This window comes from Pseudomonas sp. 8Z (assembly GCF_902506535.1).
Classification (GTDB): domain Bacteria; phylum Pseudomonadota; class Gammaproteobacteria; order Pseudomonadales; family Pseudomonadaceae; genus Aquipseudomonas.
Map to the genome: position 1 here is coordinate 638,572 of NZ_LR733826.1, position 18,925 is coordinate 657,496.

Consider the following 18,925-nt stretch of genomic DNA (forward strand, 5'->3'; position numbering starts at 1 on the left):
AGAAAGAGGCCACTCAAACGAGTGGCCTTTTTCGTTTCCGGCCTACCGGCCTTGCGCGCCCCTTCTGCGATGACGAAGTCGAGGTAAAGGCAGCTCTGGTCAAGCGCCTGAAGCACCGCTAGAATTGCGCACTTTTTGATCAGAGGCGCCAACCAGGCGCCCTTAGAGGTTAGCCCGCATGTCCACCGCCACACCGAAAGTCGGCTTCGTTTCCCTCGGCTGCCCGAAGGCAACCGTCGACTCCGAACGCATCCTGACCCAACTGCGCATGGAAGGTTACGAGATCGTGCCGACCTACCAGGATGCCGATGTGGTGGTGGTCAACACCTGCGGCTTCATCGATAGCGCCAAGGCCGAGTCGCTGGACGCCATCGGCGAAGCCCTGGCCGAGAACGGCAAGGTCATCGTCACCGGCTGCATGGGCGTAGCCGAAGACAGCATCCGCGACGTGCACCCGAGCGTGCTGGCTGTCACTGGCCCACAACAGTACGAGCAGGTGGTCAGCGCCGTACACGAAGTCATCCCACCGAAGACCGAGCACAACCCGCTGATCGACCTGGTGCCGCCGCAGGGCATCAAGCTGACCCCGCGCCACTACGCCTACCTGAAGATTTCCGAAGGCTGCAACCATAGCTGCAGCTTCTGCATCATCCCGTCGATGCGCGGCAAGCTGGTCAGCCGCCCGGTGGGCGATGTGCTCAGCGAGGCCGAGCGCCTGGTCAAGGCCGGCGTCAAGGAGCTGCTGGTGATCAGCCAGGACACCAGCGCTTACGGCGTCGACATGAAGTACAAGCTCGACTTCTGGAACGGTCAGCCGGTGAAAACGCGCATGCTCGAACTGTGCGAAGCGCTCTCTTCCATGGGCGTTTGGGTGCGCCTGCACTACGTCTACCCCTACCCCAACGTCGATGACGTGATCCCGCTGATGGCCGCCGGCAAGCTGCTGCCGTATCTGGACATCCCTTTCCAGCACGCCAGCCCGAAAGTGCTCAAGTCGATGAAGCGCCCCGCCTTCGAAGACAAGACCCTGGCGCGCATCAAGAAATGGCGCGAGATCTGCCCCGAACTGACCATCCGCTCCACCTTCATCGTCGGCTTCCCTGGCGAAACCGAGGAAGACTTCCAGTACCTGCTCAACTGGCTGACCGAAGCCCAGCTCGACCGCGTCGGCTGCTTCCAGTACTCGCCTGTAGAAGGCGCACCGGCCAACGACCTGGGCCTGGAGCCGGTGCCTGACGACGTCAAGCAGGAGCGCTGGGAGCGCTTCATGGCACACCAACAGGCCATCAGCTCCGCGCGCCTGCAAGCCAAGATCGGCCTGGAGATGGACGTGCTGGTCGACGAAGTGGACGGCGAAGGCGCCGTGGCGCGCTCCTGGGCCGATGCCCCGGAGATCGACGGCAGCGTGTTCATCGACTCCCCCCACGTCAAGCCGGGCGACAAGGTGCGCGTACGCATCGTCGATGCCGACGAGTACGATATGTGGGGCGAGTTGGTGTAAACCGCACGCGCTCGTTAGCAGATGTGAGGAGCGACCAATGACGATCAGCGAGTCCGACTGGAAAATATTCAAAGAGCTAAAAACTAAGGCCCTTGAACGCTTTTCCCAGCGAATCCTGGATGAAAGCCAGGCAATCTGCTGCAATTCGGCACTGAGCGCTCATGAGCGATATGGCGAGCTATACCGTCTGATTCATCAGCGCGACAAGGAAATGGCCAGGGCCTTCGATGGCCTGAGCCGCTCGAAGGCCCATCTGCAACTGTGCCTCATGCAAGATCTCGAACTGCTGACACAGGAGGAACTGGCCAGGTTCAGCAAAGACTTTTGCTAACGCATCGAGAGGCTGCCTGAAACGGCGATGGCACTATTCTCAACCGAGTCCATCGCCAGTTCAGGGAAACAGCTAGAATGCCCGCCCGTTTTCCAGTCAGAGCCAGCCCATGACCGAACCCACCCGCCTGTCCAAACGCGTCATCGAACTGTTCGGCTGCTCGCGCCGCGAGGCCGATCTGTACATCACCGGCGGCTGGGTGACAGTAGACGGTCAGGTGGTCGAGGCGCCGCAGTTCAAGGTCGAGGATCAGCGCGTCGAGCTGCACCCCGATGCCACGCTTGAAGCAGTAGAGCCCGTGACGCTGCTGGTGCACTGCCCGGCCGGTACCAGCGCCGCACAACTGCAGCATCTGCTGGCACGCGAGCACCACTGGGAAGAAGACCCGCACGCGCAGCGCATCCTGCATGGCCATTTCCTGCGCCAAGAGCAGAGCCTGCCGCTGCAGCAGGGTGCCAGCGGCCTGGTGATCCTCAGTCAGGACTGGCGCGCCCAGCGCAAGCTGCGCGAGGACGGCGCCAAGCTGGAACAGGAGTATCTGGTGGATGTCACGGGCGAATTGCCGGCCAGTACCTTCGAACGCCTGAAGAAGGGCCTGATCCACAAGGGCACGCAGTTTCCACCGTGCAAGGCCAGTTGGCAGAGCGAGCAACGCCTGCGCTTCGCCCTGAAGAACCCCGCTCCCGATCTGTTGCAACAGCTCTGCAAGGCCCTGGGCCTGCAGATCAAGGCGATGAGGCGCATCCGCGTTGGCGGCGTGCCGATGGCCAAACTGCCAGTCGGGCAGTGGCGCTACCTGGGTGAGAAGGAACGCTTCTAAAGCAGAGCTGTAGTAGGCTACACCTACAAATACCGTAGGGCGGGAGCAACCCGCCATGGCCCATGCGGCGGGTTGCTCCCGCCCTACGCGCTATCCGCACAGGAGCCTTCATGCGTACGCTGCTACTCACCGCCCTGCTCGCTCTCAGTCTGCCCGGCGTCGCCGCGCCCGCGCCCTTCTTTCTCTGGCAGAGCAAGACCGACAGCCACCTGACCTGCGCCCAGACCAGCCCCGGTGACGGCTGGATTCGCTTCACGGGCCCCTTCCGCGACGCTGGCTGCCGGGAAGCGTACAGCGCCCCGGTCAACCGTCGCTAATAAGCAGGTCAGCATGCAGCATCAGGTTTCCCCAGTCGGTATTGTCCGTTCCTGCTTCAAGGAAAAATTCGCCATCCCCCGCCAGCCCCACCTGGCTCCCGCCGCACGCGGCGTGCTGGAGCTGCTGTCGCCATACGATCAGGGCGACGCCGTGCAGGGGCTGGAGCAGGTCAGCCATGTCTGGCTGCTGTTTCTCTTTCATCAAGCGCTGGAAGACAAGCCACGCCTGAAGGTGCGCCCGCCGCGTCTGGGCGGCAACCAGTCGGTCGGTGTATTCAGCACCCGCGCCACGCACCGCCCCAATGGCATCGGCCAGTCGGTGGTACGTCTGGACAAGGTCGAGCCTGGGCGTCTGCATCTGTCCGGTATCGACCTGCTCGACGGCACCCCAGTGCTGGATATCAAACCCTACGTGCCTTACGCCGACAACGTGGCAGGCGCGCGCAACGATATGGCCGATGCACCACCACCACTGATTCCGGTGGACTGGCAGGACGCCGCCTTGTCGCAGGCGCAGCAACACAGCCTGCGCCTGGGTGAGCCACTGGTGGAAATGATCGAACAGTGCCTGGCGCAAGATCCACGCCCGGCCTATCAGCAGCCACAACCCGAGCGGCGCTATGGCGCGCGCTTCTGGGATCTCGACGTGCACTGGCACTACCCGATGCCTGGGCGTATTCGCGTGCTGGATGTGCAGATGGCGGGGCGCGGCTGAAAGGCGCCGGTTGCGCGGGAGAGGCTTTAGCCGCGACAAGACAAAACGCATGGCTCGTCATTTCGGCCGACAATGATGCCTGCTTTCCCAGCAGCCAGGTTCTAGGGTGAAGGCCTCATCACTCAGCGAGGCCCCTCCATGCACCCTTACTTTTCCCTTGCCGGGCGCACCGCCCTGGTCACCGGCGGCACCCGTGGCATCGGCCTGATGATCGCCAAGGCCTTCGTCGAAGCGGGTGCCCATGTCTATGTCTGCGCCCGTGACGGCGAAGCCTGCGCGCAGACTGCCGCCGAACTATCAGCCCTGGGCCAGTGCACCGGTATTGCCGCCAATCTGTCCAGCGAGCAAGGCGTGCAGGCGCTGGCTGCTGAGCTGAGTGGGCGTATCGATCAGTTAGACATTCTGGTCAACAACGCTGGCACCACCTGGGGAGCGCCACTGGAAAGCTACCCAGCCAAGGGTTGGGAAAAGGTCATGCAGCTCAATGTCACCTCGGTGTTCGGCTGCATCCAGCAATTGCTGCCGCTGCTGCGCAAGGCCGGTTCGGCGGATTGTCCAGCGCGGGTAATCAATATTGGTTCGGTGGCTGGGATCAGCGCCATGGGCGAACAGGCTTATGCCTACGGGCCGAGCAAGGCCGCGTTGCACCAACTGTCACGCATGCTGGCCAAGGAACTGGTGGGCGAGCACATCAACGTCAACGTGATTGCGCCGGGGCGCTTCCCGAGCAAGATGACCCGCTTCATCGCCGAGGACGAAGCCGCTCTGGCCGCCGACACCGCCTTGATCCCAATGAAACGCTGGGGCCGCGAAGAGGAAATGGCCGCACTGGCGCTGAGTCTGGCGGGCAGCGCTGGTGCTTATATGACCGGCGCCATCATCCCCATCGACGGTGGCTTTCACCTGGGCTGAGAATCAGGTGCGGAACTGCCGCACCAAGCCCTGCAATTCACCACCCAGCCGCGCCAGCTCGGCACTGGAAGCCGCCGTCTGTTGGCTGGCCGCAGCACTCTGCTCGCCGATGTCACGCACACGGGTCACGCTTTCGTTGATCGCCTCGGCCACCGAGCTCTGCTCCTCGGCGGCGGCGGCGATTTGCTGGTTCATCTGCTCGATGGTGCTGACCGCACGGGTGATGCGCGCCAGCGCGTCACCGGCCTGCCCGGCCAGCTCGACGGTACGCCGGGTCAGCTCGCGGCTGCTGTCCATCTGCTGCACAGCGCCTTTGGCCATGCGTTGCAGCCCGGCGATCAAGGTTTCGATCTCTTCGGTGCTGTCCTGGGCACGCTTGGCCAGCGCTCGCACTTCATCGGCAACCACGGCAAAGCCGCGCCCCTGCTCGCCAGCGCGCGCAGCCTCGATAGCAGCATTGAGTGCGAGCAGGTTGGTCTGCTCAGCGACACCACGAATCACTTCCAGCACACCGCTTATACGTCCGCTTTCACGGTCCAGCGCAGCAATGGCTTCAGCCGACTGCTCCACTTCAGTGGCCAGGCTGCCAACCTGCTCCACCGCTTGCTGCACCACCCGGTTTCCCTGCTGCGCCTCGCGGTCGGCCTCCTGCGCGGCACTCGACGCCATCTCGGCGTTTTGCGCCACCTCCTGCACGGTAGCCGCCATCTGGTGCATGGCGGTGGCGGTCTGCTCGGTTTCCAGTTTCTGCGTCTGTACCCCGGCACTGGTCTGTGCGGTGATAGACGACAATTGCTCAGCGGCGGCGGCAATCTGTCCGACACCACCACCGATGCGCCCCACCAGCGTACGCAGGCTGCTGGTCATGCCCTGCATGGCTGCGAGCAATTGCCCCAGTTCATCGCGGCGGTTCTGCGGGATGTCCTGACTGAGATCGCCGCTGGCAATACGCTCGGCAAACCCCACGGTCTGGCGTAAAGGCACGACGATCAGACGCGCGATCAACAGTGCCGCACATAGCCCTAGCACTACAGCGGCAGCGCCCATTACAGCCAGCATCAATTGCGAGCGCCGACTTTCAGCCAACATGCTTTCATCTGCACTGGCCTGTGCGGCCTGAGCCAGGCTGATGACCGAGCGCGAGCGTTCGATCATGGCCGCTTCCGTCGACACGTTCTGCTCACGCAACTGCTGGTAATAGAGGAAGGCGCGCTGGTAGATCGTCAATGCCTGCAGGGCCTTCTCGATCGAAGCTTTTTGCTCATCATCGAGCCAAACCATCAGGCTGCGCGCTACCGTCTGCAGATCCTCGCTGATGTAGTTCCACTCCTTCAGCGCCTCGGCGGAACCGTCGATGATGTATAGGCTTTCCTGGCTGCGCAGATCGAGCATGCGCTTACTCAGGCCGGATGCCGTCTCGGCCAGGGTCAGTGGATCGCTGCCGCGTAGGCGATCGCCCTGCAAACGCAGTTCACGCACGGCGTCGTACATATCCAGCTCGATCACCTCGATCTGATCACGCGCTTCACCCGCCGCATCACGCATGTCCTGACGCGCCGAACGCGCTTTGTCCTGCAGATCGACGTAGGTATCGAACTGCTTCATGTACTCACTGACGGCCTGCTGCATGGTCTGTATGCGCGCCTCGTCAGCCACAGCACTGTTCTGCAGCAGTTGCTGCAGAGACGCCAGCGCTGTGTTCAAGCTGTCACGCACGCGCGCAGCACTCTCGGGGGTTTGCTCGATAGCGAAGCTACGCTCCAGGCGACGTGCCTGCAGCACCTCCATGTTCACCTCAGACAGCTCACCGACATGCTTGTGACCCAATAGGACGGCTTGCACGGCGAGCAAACCGATGCCTGTCATGGCGGCTGTCAGCAGCAGCACCAGAGCAAAGCCACATATCAGTTTTTTGCCAACAGAAAGATTGGCCAGCAGGCGCCCGGCAGACTCGAACATAAAAGCACTCCACGGTTCTTCTTATACGAACGCGCTTCTGGGCGCGACTTGATCGGTAAACAACGCAACCCTTATGCCAGGCATCTACTTGATGCGAGTCGGCACAGCAGGTTTGTCTAGCGCGATCCGTGTCGCTTCGTCACCTGGGAAGGTTATCGGCAACGAAGGGCCCAACCTTGAATCCATGCTGAGAGCCAAACAGCTTGCATAACTATAGACCGCCACGAGAAACAACCAGCAAGACTCGGCAACAACCCGCCGTTTTCCATGATCACTCAGGCGGTTTACCGCCACCGCCAACGGCTGAAAATAAAAAGGCGCAGCCAACGCTGCGCCTTTTGCTTACCGGCCTGGCACTCAGCGCCCGATCAATACGCTGGTCACGCGGGGGCGTAGCAACTCTCCGGCAACAGCCAGCAGGCCAATGGCGCCCGCAATCCAGTACCACCGCTGCACCGGATCGAACAACAACCACCCCAGCGCATTCAGGAACACCACCAAAATCAGCACCGGACTGACGTAGCGCACCATGAACAGCCACAGGGCATAACCGGTCGGCGGCAGGTTCAGCTCTTCACGCAGGATGTCGCAGCGCAGCGCATAGCCGGCCAGCACCACCATGAAGATACCGCCCAGTGGCATCATCCAGCGCGAGGTCAGGTAGTCCAGCCAGTCGAAGAAATTCTTGCCCAAAGGCGTCCAACCCGCCAGCAGGTTGAACGACAGCATCGCCAGCAGGCTAATCACCAGCAGTACCGCGCCAGCACCGATCGCCGCGTGTAAACGGCTGATGCCGTGCTGCTCGTTCAGATAGGCCACGGTGGCTTCGATCATGGAGATCGCCGAGGTCAGCGCCGCAATCGACACCATGGCGAAGAACAGTACGCCGAACGCCGTGCCGAACGGCATCTGTTGAAAGGCCAGCGGCAGGCTCATGAAGATCAGCCCCGGCCCGGCACTCGGGCTCATGCCGTTGGCGAAGATGATCGGGAAGATCGCCAGACCGGCGAGCAGCGCCACCAGGGTGTCGCAGATGGCGACCATGAAGGTGGTGCGGGCGATGGACTGGCCATCCGGCACGTAGGAGCCATAAGTGAGAATGGCGCCGGAGGCCAAGCTGAGGGTGAAGAAGGCATGCCCCAGCGCCGCCAGCAGCGCCTCGCCGGTGATCTTCGAGGCGTCGAAATGAAAGAGGAAGGCGAAACCAGCATCGAAGCTACCGCTGGTGAAGGCATAGCCGACCAGCGCGACGAGCATCAGGGCCAGGCCCGGCATCATCCAGCGCACCGCATTCTCGATGCCCTGCTGCACGCCCTTGGCCACGATCCACAGGGTCAGCAGCGCCACCAGCACGCTCCAGCCGCCGAGCTGCCAGGGATTAGCGTTGTGCGCCTCGAACACCCCACCCAGCGCCTCGACGCTGGTGGCCGCCAGCGAGCCATCGAGCATCTTCCAGGTGTAGGCAAAGGCCCAACCGGCGACGACCACGTAGAAACACAGAATCAGGAAACCGGAGAGCATGGCCATGCCACCCACCGCTTTCCACAGTGGGTTGCCATTGTTCTCGTGCACCACGCGGCCGATGGCATCGATGGGGCTGCCACGGCCACGGCGGCCGACGGCGATCTCGGTCATCATCACCGGAATACCGATGGCCAGAATGCACGCCAGGTACATCAGCACAAAGGCACCGCCGCCGTACTCGCCAGTGATATAGGGGAATTTCCAGATATTGCCCAGACCAACAGCCGAGCCGGTTGCAGCGAGGATGAAGCCCCAGCGCGAGAGCCAGAGGTTCTTCGGTTTTTCACGAGTCATGCATCACCTGCTTTGTTTTTATCTGTGACGGAATCGAACCCGCCGCGCTCGTGGCGCGGCGGAATGCAGGGCTTGGATAAGAGCCGGAGGTGTCACAGAGCGTCGGCTTGCACCTCTGGAGCGGCCAGTTGGAAGGCCTCCAGTGGTTCACAGCGCGCCGCCATGGCGACAATGCGTGGGTACGCGGTTAGGTCACAGTTAAAACGGCGCGCATTATACAGTTGCGGCATCACACAGGCTTCCAGATATCCAGGGCGCTCACCGAGCGACAGGCGCCCATCGAATGCTGACAAGCCCTCCTCCACCGCTGCCAGACCCAGCGCGACCCAATGCTGGTACCAGGCGCTCTTCGCCTCGTCGCTGACGCCCAGTTCGCCACTGAGGTACTGCAGCACGCGCAGGTTGTTCAGCGGGTGCACGTCGCAGGCGATATGCAGCGCCAGCGCCCGCACCTGAGCACGCTCGGCTGGATCAGTCGGCAGCAGCGCCGACAGTGGGAAAATTTCTTCGAGGTATTCGATAATTGCCAAGGACTGGGCGATGCGTACGCCACCGTTTTCTGCGTCCACCAGCAGCGGCAACAGGCCCTGCGGGTTCAGCGCGCGGTAGTCGATGCTGTGCTGCTGGCCGCCATCCTTGACCAAATGAACCGGCACTTGCTGGTAAGCCAGGCCCTTGAGGTTAAGGGCGATACGCACGCGGTAAGCGGCACTGGAGCGCCAGTAGCCGTAGAGCTTCAGCATCGATCATCCCCCGTAGCCCGGTTGCAATCCGGGGCTGGCCTTGGAATTTCCCGGATTTCATCCGGGCTACTCATATTTCTCCACCAACTGGTCGATGGCGCCGAAAATGCTCTGCCCGGCGGCGTCGAACATCTCGATTCGCACCCGGTCGCCGAACGTGAGGAACGGCGTCTGCGCCTCGCCCTGCTCGACGATCTCCAGCATGCGTTTCTCTGCCAGGCAGCTCGAGCCGGCGCTGCGGTCGTAATTGGACACCGTGCCCGAACCGATGATAGTGCCAGCTCCCAGCGGGCGAGTCCTGGCCGCGTGCGCCACAAGAGTGGGGAAGTTGAAGGTCATGTCCACACCGGCATCCGGCTGGCCAAACAGCACATCGTTGATATGCGAGACCAGTGGCCGATACACCTTGCCATCCTTCCAGCTCTCGCCCAGTTCGTCCGGGGTGATGGCCACCGGGGAGAAGCTCGACGACGGCTTGCTCTGGTAGAAACCAAAGCCCTTGGCCAGCTCACCGGGAATCAGGTTACGCAGCGACACGTCGTTGACCAGCATCAGCAGGCGGATATACCCAGCCGCTTCGGCTGGCGTGGCGCCCATCGGCACGTCGTCGGTGATCACTGCCAGCTCGGCCTCCAGATCGATGCCCCAAGCCTCGTCGGCCAGGCGGATCGGTGCGTGCGGCGGGATAAAGGTATCGGCGCCGCCCTGGTACATCAGCGGGTCGTGCCAGAACGACTCCGGCATCTCGGCGCCACGCGCCTTGCGCACCAGCTCGACGTGATTGACGTAAGCACTGCCGTCGGCCCAGTGATAGGCACGCGGCAAGGGGCTATGGCAGGCCGCCTGGTCAAAAGCGAAGGCGTCATCAATCAATCCGTCGTTGAGGCGTTGGTAAACCGCTTCGAGCTTGGGCCGGGTAGCGTTCCAGTCGTCCAGCGCTGCCTGCAGAGTGACGGCAATCTGCGGCACGCGCACAGCGCGGGCCAGGTCGCGGGAGACCACGACGAGTACACCGTCGCGGCCTTGATTCAGTGATGCGAGTTTCATCGGTAATCCTTTGCATGCTGAGGGAGGAGCGAGCCCTGAACGAAGAAAGAGCTTCGCGAGCAGAGCGCGCTCCTACGGGTTCTTTTGAGCCTAGAGTCCCGGCGCGCGCCAGGAGTTGACGTACTCGGTCACGTCCACCGCAGCAGCGGCATCACTCACCTCCAGGGCGCGGCGGGCGTCGATCATCACCGCCACCTCGTCGATAAAGGTGGCCGGATCGACCTGACTCTTCTTCAGCGCCTTGGGGTGCGGCCCATGGGGGAAGCCGCATGGGTGCAGGGTGACCATGCCCTGCTCGATGTTGTCGCGGCTGAAGAAGTTGCCCCGGTGGTAGAACAGCACTTCGTCGTAGTCATCGTTGTTGTGGAAGAACGGCACCTTGAGCGCGCCAGGGTCGGATTCCACCGGGCGCGGGGTAAAGGTGCAGACCACGAAACCGCTGGCGACGAAGGTGGTGTGCACCGACGGCGGCAGGTGGTAGCGATGGCTGACCAGCGGGCGAATGTCGCGCCAGTTCAGGCGCACCACGGTGTTGTCGCCATGCCAGCCGACCACGTCCAGCGGGTTGTAGGGGTAGGTCACGGTGCTGATCTGGCCGCGCCGTTTGATGCGGACTTGCCAGGTGTTCTCGTCCTGCTGCGCCTTGAAGGCGTCGTCGATATGCGGGTGCTCCAGCACCGCCGCATCGAAGATCGCCTGCGGCCCGAGTAGGCCCTTGTCCGGCAACTGGTAGGCGCCGTCGCTGTTCTCGATTAGCAGGAAGTAGCTCAGCGTGCTGGCCTCGATACGCCAGGCGGTACCACGCGGGATCAACAGGTAGTCGCCGTCGCGGTACTGCAGATGGCCGAAGTCGCAATAGAAATGCCCACTGCCCTCATGCACGAACAGCAGCTCGTCACCGTCTGCGTTGCGCACCAGATGGCGCATGGCGCCGTGGGTGCGCCACACGCGCAGCTTCACATCGGCGTTGTGCAACGTCAGCGGTGCCGCCAGCGGGCAATCGCGCTCGCTGGGGATGTCGTTGAAGTTGAAGGCATGCGGGCGCAACGGGCCTTGCCAGTCGATCCAGCCGGTGGGCGGATGCTTGTGATGCAGGTGCGCGGTGGGGCCGAAGAAACCCTCGCGGCCCATTTCGCGTTCGTAGGTGCCCTGCGGCAGGTCGCAATGGGCCTGGCGTGAGCACTCGCCTTCACGTAGGGGAAAGCGGATCCATTGACGGCTCATGGCATCACTCCTCGGCGAGCACACCGCGACGCAGTTGGTCTTCCTCGATGGATTCGAACAGGGCCTTGAAGTTGCCCTCGCCAAACCCCTGATTGCCCTTGCGCTGGATGATCTCGAAGAAGATCGGGCCAATCACCGTGTTGGTGAAGATCTGCAGCAGGATGCCGTCATCACTCGGCGCTCCGTCGATCAGGATGTTCAGCTCGCGCAATACGTCGGTCGGCTCACCATGGCCCGCGACGCGGCTGTCGACCTTCTCGTAATAGGTGTCCGGGGTGGTCATGAAGTCCACGCCATTGGCGCGCAACTGGCGCACGGTGGCGTAGATGTCGTCGGTGGACAGGGCGATATGCTGGATGCCTTCGCCGTGGTATTCGCGGATGAATTCCTCGATCTGCGACTTGTCATCGGCCGACTCATTGATCGGAATGCGGATCTTGCCGCAAGGCGCGGTCATGGCGCGGGAGAACAGGCCGGTGAGCTTGCCTTCGATGTCGAAGTAGCGGATCTCGCGGAAACCCGCGATGCGTTCGTAAAAACCGGACCATACGTCCATCTGCCCACGGCGCACGTTGTGGGTCAGGTGGTCGATGCACTGCAGGCCGACGGCGTTGTCGTTGGGACTACGGCCTTCGATATATTCGAAGTCGACGTCGTAGATGCTCTTGTCGCCGTAACGGTCGACCAGATACAGCAGAGAGCCGCCGATGCCTTCGACGCAGGGGATGTTCAGTTCGCCGAAGTTGGCATGGCTGCCCACCAGCGTGGCGCCCTGCTGCTCGACGTAGGCGGCGGCCTGGGCCGCGTTCTTGACCCGAAAGGCCATGGCACAGGCGCTGGGGCCGTGTTTTTCGCCGAAGGCGCGCACATGGCCGCTGGGGCTGCCGTTGAGCACGATGTTGATGTCGTTCTGCTGGAACAGCCACACCTCTTTGGAGCGGTGCTTGGCGGTTTCGGTAAAGCCCATGACGGTGAACAACTGGCGCAGTTGCTCAATACCTTCGGCACTCGGCGCGGTAAATTCGACGAACTCGAAGCCATCGGTGCCGATGGGGTTGTGCTGCTCAATCTTGACCACGGCGCTCATCTCGCCTCCTGATTGTCATGTGATGGCAGCGCACGAATGCGTTGCGGACAACCTCATGACAACCGAGCGCAGAAGCACGCTCAAGATCGCTTGCAACACCTCGCCACAGCGGTCGAGCCCGTTATCGGCAATTTTTATTTACACAGACCTATAAGCCACTGGTAAAAGATGGCCAATTCGGCCATTCGTAAAATTTATCTTACATAGCGATTGACCGACTTGCCATAAGTCCTCAGACCGGACGCTCGAAACCGTAGGCCCGCTCGACCTTGGCCACACGGGTGGTGCAGGCGGCATACCACTCCGCCCTACCGCGCTCACGAACGGCACTGTGCTCGGCGTGCTCGCGCCAGGCGCGGATGGCCTCCTCGTTCTGCCAATAGGACAAGGTGATACCCAGGCCATCGCTGCGCGCCGACTCCACACCGAGAAAGCCTGGCTGCTGCGCGGCCAGCTCCAGCATGCGCTGCGCCGCCTCGGCGTAGCCGTCATCGACATCCGTACGCACCGAGGTGAACATCACCACGTAGTAAGGCGGCTTTGGCGTCTTGGCGATCAAGCCACCGCCTCCTGCTGCGCTTCATGCACCGATTGCACCGCGCAGGCACCGACCAGACCGGCGACCACCGGCGGCAGGCGACCTTGCAGCGCAGCGCGCTCGGGCTGGAACAGAGTGGCGATGAAGAAGGGATGGTCGTCCAGCTCGATGGCACGCACGGCACCCGCCTCGTCATGCCCGGAAGCCTTCAGCGCCTGCGCCATCAGTGGCTCGATGAAGGCATCGTCGAGGCCATAGCGGCACAGGTACTGCTCGCTGATCTCGCGCACCCCGTACAGCTCGGCGATACGCGAACCCGATACCAGGTGCACACGCTCGCTGACATCCTGCAGAGCGCAGGCCAGTGGCGCGATTAGCGGCGCCTGTGTTTGCGGCGAAAGCTCGGCATGTTCGGCATCTGCCCAACCCAGGTGATTACGCGCGTATTCCAGCAACGCGTGCTGAAAGCCGCCGCAGGTGCCGAGAAAAGGCACGCCCTGCTCGCGGGCGAAACGGATCGCGCGCAGCGCACCCTCGGTGACGGCATAGGGGCTGCCCGGCACACACCAGATGCCGTCATAGGCCAATAAGGTCGCGTCATCAAGAATGCGCTGCGTGGCCAACCAGTCGTACTCGACCGCCACACCCAGGGCTTCACCAGCCAGGCGCAGCGCCTCGGGAATAGCTCGGTGCGCGGTAATCGCTGCACTGTATTCGCCCACCAGGGCGACCTTGACTCGACACTTGCTGGACATGACGGTGGCCTCTCTTGCTTGGCGGTTTGCCTGGCACTATAAGATGGCGCCCGCGCAATAATAATTGGCGCACCGACAAGGAGAGATTGCAGCCGTGCAATATCAAATTGACCACACCGACCTCTCCCTGGTACTCGCCCTGGTGCGTGGCCGCTCTCTGGCACGCGCCGCCGAGCTGCTGCAGGTAGATGTTTCCACCGTATTTCGCGCCGTACGCCGCCTTGAGGCCGCTCTGGGCGTGGCGCTATTCGAGAAAAGCCGACGTGGCTACGAGCCCAGCGAGACCGCCCGCGCCCTGGCCGAACAAGCCGAGCGCGCCGAACAGGCGCTGGATGCCGCACGCGTGGCGCTGGAACAAGGCAAACAGGTGGTCAGCGGCACAGTGCGCCTGACCTGCACCGACGCCGTGCTGAGCAGCCTGCTGCTACCGGCGCTGGCGCGCTTCATGCCCAACTATCCAGCGCTATCACTGGAACTGGTGACCTCCAACGACTTCGCCAATCTCAGCCGCCGCGACGCCGACCTGGCCCTGCGCCTGACCAACCAGCCGCCAGAGCATCTGGTCGGCCGCCGCCTGGCCAAGGTGTCCTACGTGGTCTGCGCACGCGACGACGGCCAGGATCGCAGCGACCTGGCGCGGCAAAGCTGGATCGCCCCGGACGAGTCGATGCCGGATCACGCCACGGTACTCTGGCGCCAGCACGAGCTTCCGGGGGTCATGCCCAGCTACCGCTGCAGTAGCATGTACGCCGTGGCGCAACTGACCCGCGCTGGGCTCGGCGTCGCCGCCCTGCCCGACTTCATCCTGCGCAGCCAACCGGATCTGCTTGCACTGAGCGCCCCGTTGCCAGGCTGCGACACCGAGCTGTGGCTGCTGACCCGCCCCGACTGTCGCGCCCTGCGCTCGGTGCAGACCCTGTTCGAGGAACTGAGCGAAGCGCTGATGAGCAACGCTTGAAGCAAAGCGTTGCCCACGGATTCGTAGAGCGGGTGAAACCCGCCACTCATTTATGGCGGGTTGCACCCGCCCTACCAATGAAGCAAAGCATCGCCGCTAAAGCGCTCCCACAAAAGCAGTGCAATCGACAGCACTGCGTGGGGGCTTCAGCCGCGACAGGTCAGAAGGCTCTATAGCCCGAATGCAAACCGGAAACATTGGTTGCGCCAAAGAGCATCGCGGCTGAAGCGGAATGCCGCCCAGCCGCGCCTACCGGACAAGGGACGTAGATCCGTAGGGCGGGTGAAACCCGCCAGCCATTCATGGCGGGTTGCACCCGCCCTACAACACTGGACAGCATTCGGTTTCAGACTCGCAGAATAGACGTCTCACACCTGCTGCAAATGCCCGTACAACTTGGCGTACAGCCCACCCTCGGCGATCAGTTGCTGGTGGTCGCCATCCTCGGCCACGCTACCGCCATCAAACACCAGCACACGGTCAGCCTGTTTCACCGCGCTCAGGCGGTGGGCGATGATCAGCGTGGTGCGTCCTTCGAGGAACTGCGCCAGCGCCTGGTGCAGGGCGTACTCGGTGGCGGCATCCAGCGCCGAAGTCGCTTCGTCGAGGATCACAACTTTCGGCTCGGCCAGCACCATGCGGGCGATGGCCAGGCGCTGACGCTGACCGCCAGACAGGCGCACGCCGCTACGCCCGACCACGTTGTCCAACCCCTGCGGCAACAGCGCGATGGTGTCGTAAAGCTGGGCGATACGCAGCGCCTGCCAGCAGGCCTCGTCGCTGCACTCGCGGCCCATGGTCAGGTTGGCGCGTACCGTGTCGTTGAACAGCGCCGGATGCTGCAACACCACCGCGACGTTGTCGCGCACGCCATTGAGGCCGATTTCCTCAAGGCTGCTGCCACCGAAGCGGATGCTGCCGGCCTGCGCCGTGTACAGCCCCAGCAGCAACTGCACCAGAGTGCTCTTACCGCCACCCGACGCCCCGACGATGGCCACCTTCTCACCCGGCGCGATAGACAGGTCGAGGCGGTCGAGCACCGGCTCGTCGCCATAGCCGAAGGTCAGCCCCTGGATCTCGATGCCAACCGTAGCGCGACTCTTGAACGGATCAACACGGCCGTCGTACTGCGGCTCGTCACGCCGCGCCAGCAGTTCGTTGATGCGCGTCAGCGCGCCACCGGCGGCATAGAAGGCGTACTGCAGATTGAGCAACTGCTCCACCGGGCCGATCATGAACCACAGGTAGCTGAACACCGCGAGCATCTGGCCGATGGACAGGTCGGAGAACAGCACCGTGAGCATGGCCGCAGCGCGGAATACGTCGATGCCGAACTGGAACAACAGAGCACTGGCACGGTTGGAGGCATCGCTCTTCCACTGCGACGCCACAGCGTAGTCGCGCACCTCCTGCGCACGCGCACCAAGGCGCCCGAGGAAGTAGCCCTGGCGGTTGCTGGCACGCACCTCCTGAATGGCGTCGAGGGTTTCCGTCAGTGCCTGGGTGAAGCGCCCGGTGCTGTCGTTCTCCAGCTTCTTCAGATGCTTGACGCGCTTGCCCAGTTGCACCGTGGCGTAGATCACCAGCGGGTTGAACAAGAGGATCAGCAGCGCCAGCTTCCAGTGCATCCAGATGAGGATGGCCGAAGTACCCAGCAGCGTCAGCATGGCCACCAGAAAGCGGCTCAGCGTATCGCCGATGAATTTGTCCAGGGTGTCCAGGTCGGTGACCAAATGAGTGGCCACCGTGCCGCCACCAAGGCTTTCGTACTCGCCGAGGGCAATGCGCTTGAGCCGCTCGATCAGGCGCAAGCGAACGCGATAGACGATGTCTTTCGATAACCCGGCGAACAGACGTGCCTGCAGCACGTTGAAGATCAGCGCCGAGCCACGCAGCAACAAAGTCAGCAGCAGCATCAGGCCGATATAGCCTGCCGCCGACTGCCAGGCGTCAGGCAGGAAATGATCCATCACCTTGAGCGCCGAGTCGCCATCACGCAGCAGCACCTCGTCCACCAGCAACGGCAACAACAGCGGAATCGGCACACTACACAGGGTGGCCAGTACAGCGACCAGATTGGCCAGAATCAGAGCTTGCTTGTGACGCAGGGCCAGGCGGCGGATTTCTGCCCAGCTCAACCGATCAGGCATGGGCAGCACGCTCCAGCCAGCGCCCCAGCAACGGTGAGAGCGCTTCGAGCGGCTGATAGCCATTGGTCAGCAGCGCCAGTTGGCCCTCGCGCTCAGCCAGCAGCGTGGGAAAGCCAGCGATGCCAAGATCCTGCACCCAGGTGAAATCGGCAGCAGTGGCATCTTGCATAGCCTGGCTATCGAAAGCCTCGGCAAACTCGATACGCGGAATGCCGGCCTGCTCGGCCAGTTGTACCAGCACGCTGGCCTGAGTGACGTCGGCACCCTCGGTGTAAAAAGCCTGCTGAATGCGCTTGAGCAGCGCCCATGCGCTCGGCGCATCAAGGCTGCGCGCGGTCACCAGGGCGCGACAAGCCGGTTCGGTGTCGTACACCAACCCTTCCGGCAGCCCCCGCTCGAAGTCGAACAACTGCCCGGTACTGGCGTTGACCGCCTGCCAATAGCCCAGATAGCGCACCCGCGCGGCAGCATCCACCGCCACCTGATCGCGGCGCAGGCCGCCAACCACAATATGCAACGGCACATCGGCAGTCGCCGCCTGCTCCGCCAGTGCCTCGACCACCGGGAAAAATCCCCAGCACCAGGAACACATAGGGTCCATCACGTAGAGCAGACGGCTGGCCATGGTCATACCTCGTTGAGTTGGCGCGGATCGCGGCCGATCGGATGCGGTTGATTGCGTACACGCGCCAATTCGATCTGCTTCTGCCGCTCGCGAGCGCTCTCGCGGGTCTTCTCCGGCAGCGAATCCCAGCAGTGCGGGCAGCTCACGCCGGGGCTGTAGAACTCGGACTGGCGGTCTTGCACGGAAATCGGCGTGCGGCAGGCATGGCACTGATCGTAGTCGCCTTCGGTGAGGTCATGGCGCACGGTCACGCGGTTATCGAAGACGAAGCAGTCACCCTGCCACTTGGTCTGCTCCTGCGGCACTTCTTCCAGGTATTTGAGGATGCCGCCCTTGAGGTGGTAGACCTCCTCGAACCCCTCACCAAGCATGTAGCTGGAGGCCTTCTCGCAACGGATGCCGCCGGTGCAGAACATCGCCACCTTCTTGTGCTTGCTCGGGTCGAAGTGGGCCTTGATGTACTCGGGGAACTCGCGGAATGACTTGGTCTTGGGATCGATGGCGCCCTCGAAGGTACCGATGGCCACTTCATAGTCGTTGCGCGTATCGATCAGCAGCACTTCGGGATCGCTGATCAGCGCATTCCAGTCCTGCGGCTCGACGTAGGTGCCGACGCGCTGGTTGGGGTCGACGCCCGGCACGCCGAGGGTGACGATTTCTTTCTTCAGCTTGACCTTGGTGCGATAGAACGGCTGCTCATCGCAATAGGATTCCTTGTGGTCGATATCGGCCAAGCGCGCGTCCAGACGGAACCAGGCGAGCAGCGCATCGATGCCGGCGCGGGAGCCGGAAACGGTGCCATTGACGCCCTCTTCGGCGAGCAGCAGGGTGCCCTTGATGCCGTTATCGATGAGGGTTTGCAGCAGGGGCTCGCGCAGCGCCTGGTAATCCGGCAGGGAGACGAACTTGTACAGCGCCGCGACGACGATCTTGTCGGTCATGAAGACTCTCTCAGTGGTCGCCCACGTAAAGGGCGGACTGCTAACGACCCACCATCTATATGCAGGTCGCATTCAAATGAAAGCGCCGGCATGGGCCGGCGCGGGTGCGATTCTAGCGCAGAGAGCAGGCGCCTCGCATCATCACGGGCACCGTTCTCGGGCGACAAGACGTCGCGTCAATGATCGTGCAGGCTACCGCCGCGGCAGGTCGGCGAGGCCGGTGCCACGCCCTGCGCCACCCATTCATCCGGCGTGTAGGTGTGCAGCGCCAGGGCATGGATCTGCCCCATCAACTCACCCACGGTGGCGTAGACCTTCTGATGCCGTTTGACCGCATTCAGCCCGGCGAACAGCGGGCTGACGATCACCGCCTTGTAATGGGTTTCCAGGCCACGGCTGTGCATGTGGCTTTCATCCAGCACCTGCAGGTGTTCGGGTTGCAGGGCCGCCAGGGTCTGTTCGATCAGGGCTTGCTTAGACATCG

General features: G+C 62.8%; 19 protein-coding genes and 1 pseudogene. 7 read left to right on the plus strand and 13 right to left on the minus strand.

What is annotated here, in order from left to right; all coding sequences use genetic code 11:
* Positions 1-178: 178 nt before the first annotated feature.
* The 6 genes from rimO (at position 179) to AERO9A_RS12370 (ending at position 4,596) form a co-directional block, all read left to right on the plus strand.
* On the plus strand, positions 179-1,501 hold the full coding sequence (rimO, locus tag AERO9A_RS12345; RefSeq protein WP_159972233.1) for a 30S ribosomal protein S12 methylthiotransferase RimO: 1,323 nt from the start codon (positions 179-181) through the stop codon (positions 1,499-1,501).
* A 37-nt stretch (positions 1,502-1,538) separates the two neighbouring features.
* On the plus strand, positions 1,539-1,832 hold the full coding sequence (locus AERO9A_RS12350) for a hypothetical protein (RefSeq protein ID WP_159972234.1): 294 nt from the start codon (positions 1,539-1,541) through the stop codon (positions 1,830-1,832).
* Positions 1,833-1,941: 109 nt separating this feature from the next.
* Positions 1,942-2,652 (plus strand): rRNA pseudouridine synthase, encoded by a 711-nt coding sequence (locus AERO9A_RS12355; RefSeq protein ID WP_159972235.1) that lies wholly within the window; start codon positions 1,942-1,944, stop codon positions 2,650-2,652.
* Positions 2,653-2,762: 110 nt separating this feature from the next.
* On the plus strand, positions 2,763-2,969 hold the full coding sequence (locus tag AERO9A_RS12360) for a hypothetical protein (protein WP_159972236.1): 207 nt from the start codon (positions 2,763-2,765) through the stop codon (positions 2,967-2,969).
* A gap of 13 nt (positions 2,970-2,982) precedes the next feature.
* Positions 2,983-3,684: a tRNA (N6-threonylcarbamoyladenosine(37)-N6)-methyltransferase TrmO gene (gene tsaA, locus AERO9A_RS12365; protein WP_159972237.1), complete on the plus strand. Its 702-nt coding sequence runs from the start codon at positions 2,983-2,985 to the stop codon at positions 3,682-3,684.
* A gap of 138 nt (positions 3,685-3,822) precedes the next feature.
* A complete protein-coding gene (locus AERO9A_RS12370; RefSeq protein WP_159972238.1) occupies positions 3,823-4,596 on the plus strand; it encodes an SDR family oxidoreductase in 774 nt (257 codons plus the stop codon).
* Between the two features lie 3 nt (positions 4,597-4,599).
* Here AERO9A_RS12370 and AERO9A_RS22825 read toward each other — a convergent pair whose 3' ends face one another.
* The 9 genes and pseudogenes from AERO9A_RS22825 to AERO9A_RS12410 all read right to left on the minus strand — a co-directional run bounded on the left by AERO9A_RS22825 (position 4,600) and on the right by AERO9A_RS12410 (position 13,767).
* On the minus strand, positions 4,600-5,472 hold the full coding sequence (locus tag AERO9A_RS22825; RefSeq protein ID WP_372239676.1) for a methyl-accepting chemotaxis protein: 873 nt from the start codon (positions 5,470-5,472) through the stop codon (positions 4,600-4,602).
* Positions 5,458-6,555: pseudogene (locus AERO9A_RS22830) on the minus strand (methyl-accepting chemotaxis protein); the annotation flags it as partial. The gene AERO9A_RS22825 and the pseudogene AERO9A_RS22830, both read right to left, overlap by 15 nt.
* Positions 6,556-6,912: 357 nt before the next feature.
* Complete coding sequence (locus AERO9A_RS12380; RefSeq protein ID WP_159972240.1) at positions 6,913-8,373, minus strand: sodium-dependent transporter; 1,461 nt, start codon at positions 8,371-8,373, stop codon at positions 6,913-6,915.
* Between the two features lie 92 nt (positions 8,374-8,465).
* The gene (gene maiA / locus AERO9A_RS12385) at positions 8,466-9,116 is read right to left on the minus strand and encodes a maleylacetoacetate isomerase (protein ID WP_159972241.1); all 651 of its coding nucleotides are present in this window, start codon (positions 9,114-9,116) and stop codon (positions 8,466-8,468) included.
* Between the two features lie 66 nt (positions 9,117-9,182).
* Positions 9,183-10,163 (minus strand): fumarylacetoacetate hydrolase family protein, encoded by a 981-nt coding sequence (locus AERO9A_RS12390; protein WP_159972242.1) that lies wholly within the window; start codon positions 10,161-10,163, stop codon positions 9,183-9,185.
* 90 nt (positions 10,164-10,253) lie between these two features.
* Positions 10,254-11,387 (minus strand): homogentisate 1,2-dioxygenase, encoded by a 1,134-nt coding sequence (locus AERO9A_RS12395; RefSeq protein WP_159972243.1) that lies wholly within the window; start codon positions 11,385-11,387, stop codon positions 10,254-10,256.
* 4 nt (positions 11,388-11,391) lie between these two features.
* Positions 11,392-12,474 (minus strand): 4-hydroxyphenylpyruvate dioxygenase, encoded by a 1,083-nt coding sequence (hppD, locus tag AERO9A_RS12400; protein ID WP_159972244.1) that lies wholly within the window; start codon positions 12,472-12,474, stop codon positions 11,392-11,394.
* Between the two features lie 232 nt (positions 12,475-12,706).
* Complete coding sequence (locus AERO9A_RS12405; protein ID WP_159972245.1) at positions 12,707-13,033, minus strand: antibiotic biosynthesis monooxygenase; 327 nt, start codon at positions 13,031-13,033, stop codon at positions 12,707-12,709.
* A complete protein-coding gene (locus AERO9A_RS12410; protein ID WP_159972246.1) occupies positions 13,030-13,767 on the minus strand; it encodes a CTP synthase in 738 nt (245 codons plus the stop codon). The genes AERO9A_RS12405 and AERO9A_RS12410 overlap by 4 nt, the downstream gene beginning before the upstream one ends.
* A gap of 94 nt (positions 13,768-13,861) precedes the next feature.
* Between AERO9A_RS12410 and AERO9A_RS12415 the strand changes: the two genes are divergently transcribed.
* Complete coding sequence (locus tag AERO9A_RS12415) at positions 13,862-14,725, plus strand: LysR family transcriptional regulator (RefSeq protein WP_159972247.1); 864 nt, start codon at positions 13,862-13,864, stop codon at positions 14,723-14,725.
* Between the two features lie 368 nt (positions 14,726-15,093).
* Here AERO9A_RS12415 and AERO9A_RS12420 read toward each other — a convergent pair whose 3' ends face one another.
* The 4 genes from AERO9A_RS12420 to AERO9A_RS12435 all read right to left on the minus strand — a co-directional run bounded on the left by AERO9A_RS12420 (position 15,094) and on the right by AERO9A_RS12435 (position 18,923).
* Positions 15,094-16,875, minus strand: coding sequence for an ABC transporter ATP-binding protein (locus tag AERO9A_RS12420; RefSeq protein WP_159972248.1), 1,782 nt, complete (start codon positions 16,873-16,875; stop codon positions 15,094-15,096).
* Entirely contained in the window at positions 16,868-17,500 is a 633-nt protein-coding gene (locus AERO9A_RS12425; protein ID WP_159972249.1) for a DsbA family protein, read from the minus strand. The genes AERO9A_RS12420 and AERO9A_RS12425 overlap by 8 nt, the downstream gene beginning before the upstream one ends.
* A gap of 2 nt (positions 17,501-17,502) precedes the next feature.
* Entirely contained in the window at positions 17,503-18,441 is a 939-nt protein-coding gene (locus tag AERO9A_RS12430) for a rhodanese-related sulfurtransferase (protein ID WP_159972250.1), read from the minus strand.
* A gap of 176 nt (positions 18,442-18,617) precedes the next feature.
* A complete protein-coding gene (locus AERO9A_RS12435; RefSeq protein ID WP_159972251.1) occupies positions 18,618-18,923 on the minus strand; it encodes a BolA family transcriptional regulator in 306 nt (101 codons plus the stop codon).
* Positions 18,924-18,925 lie beyond the last annotated feature (2 nt).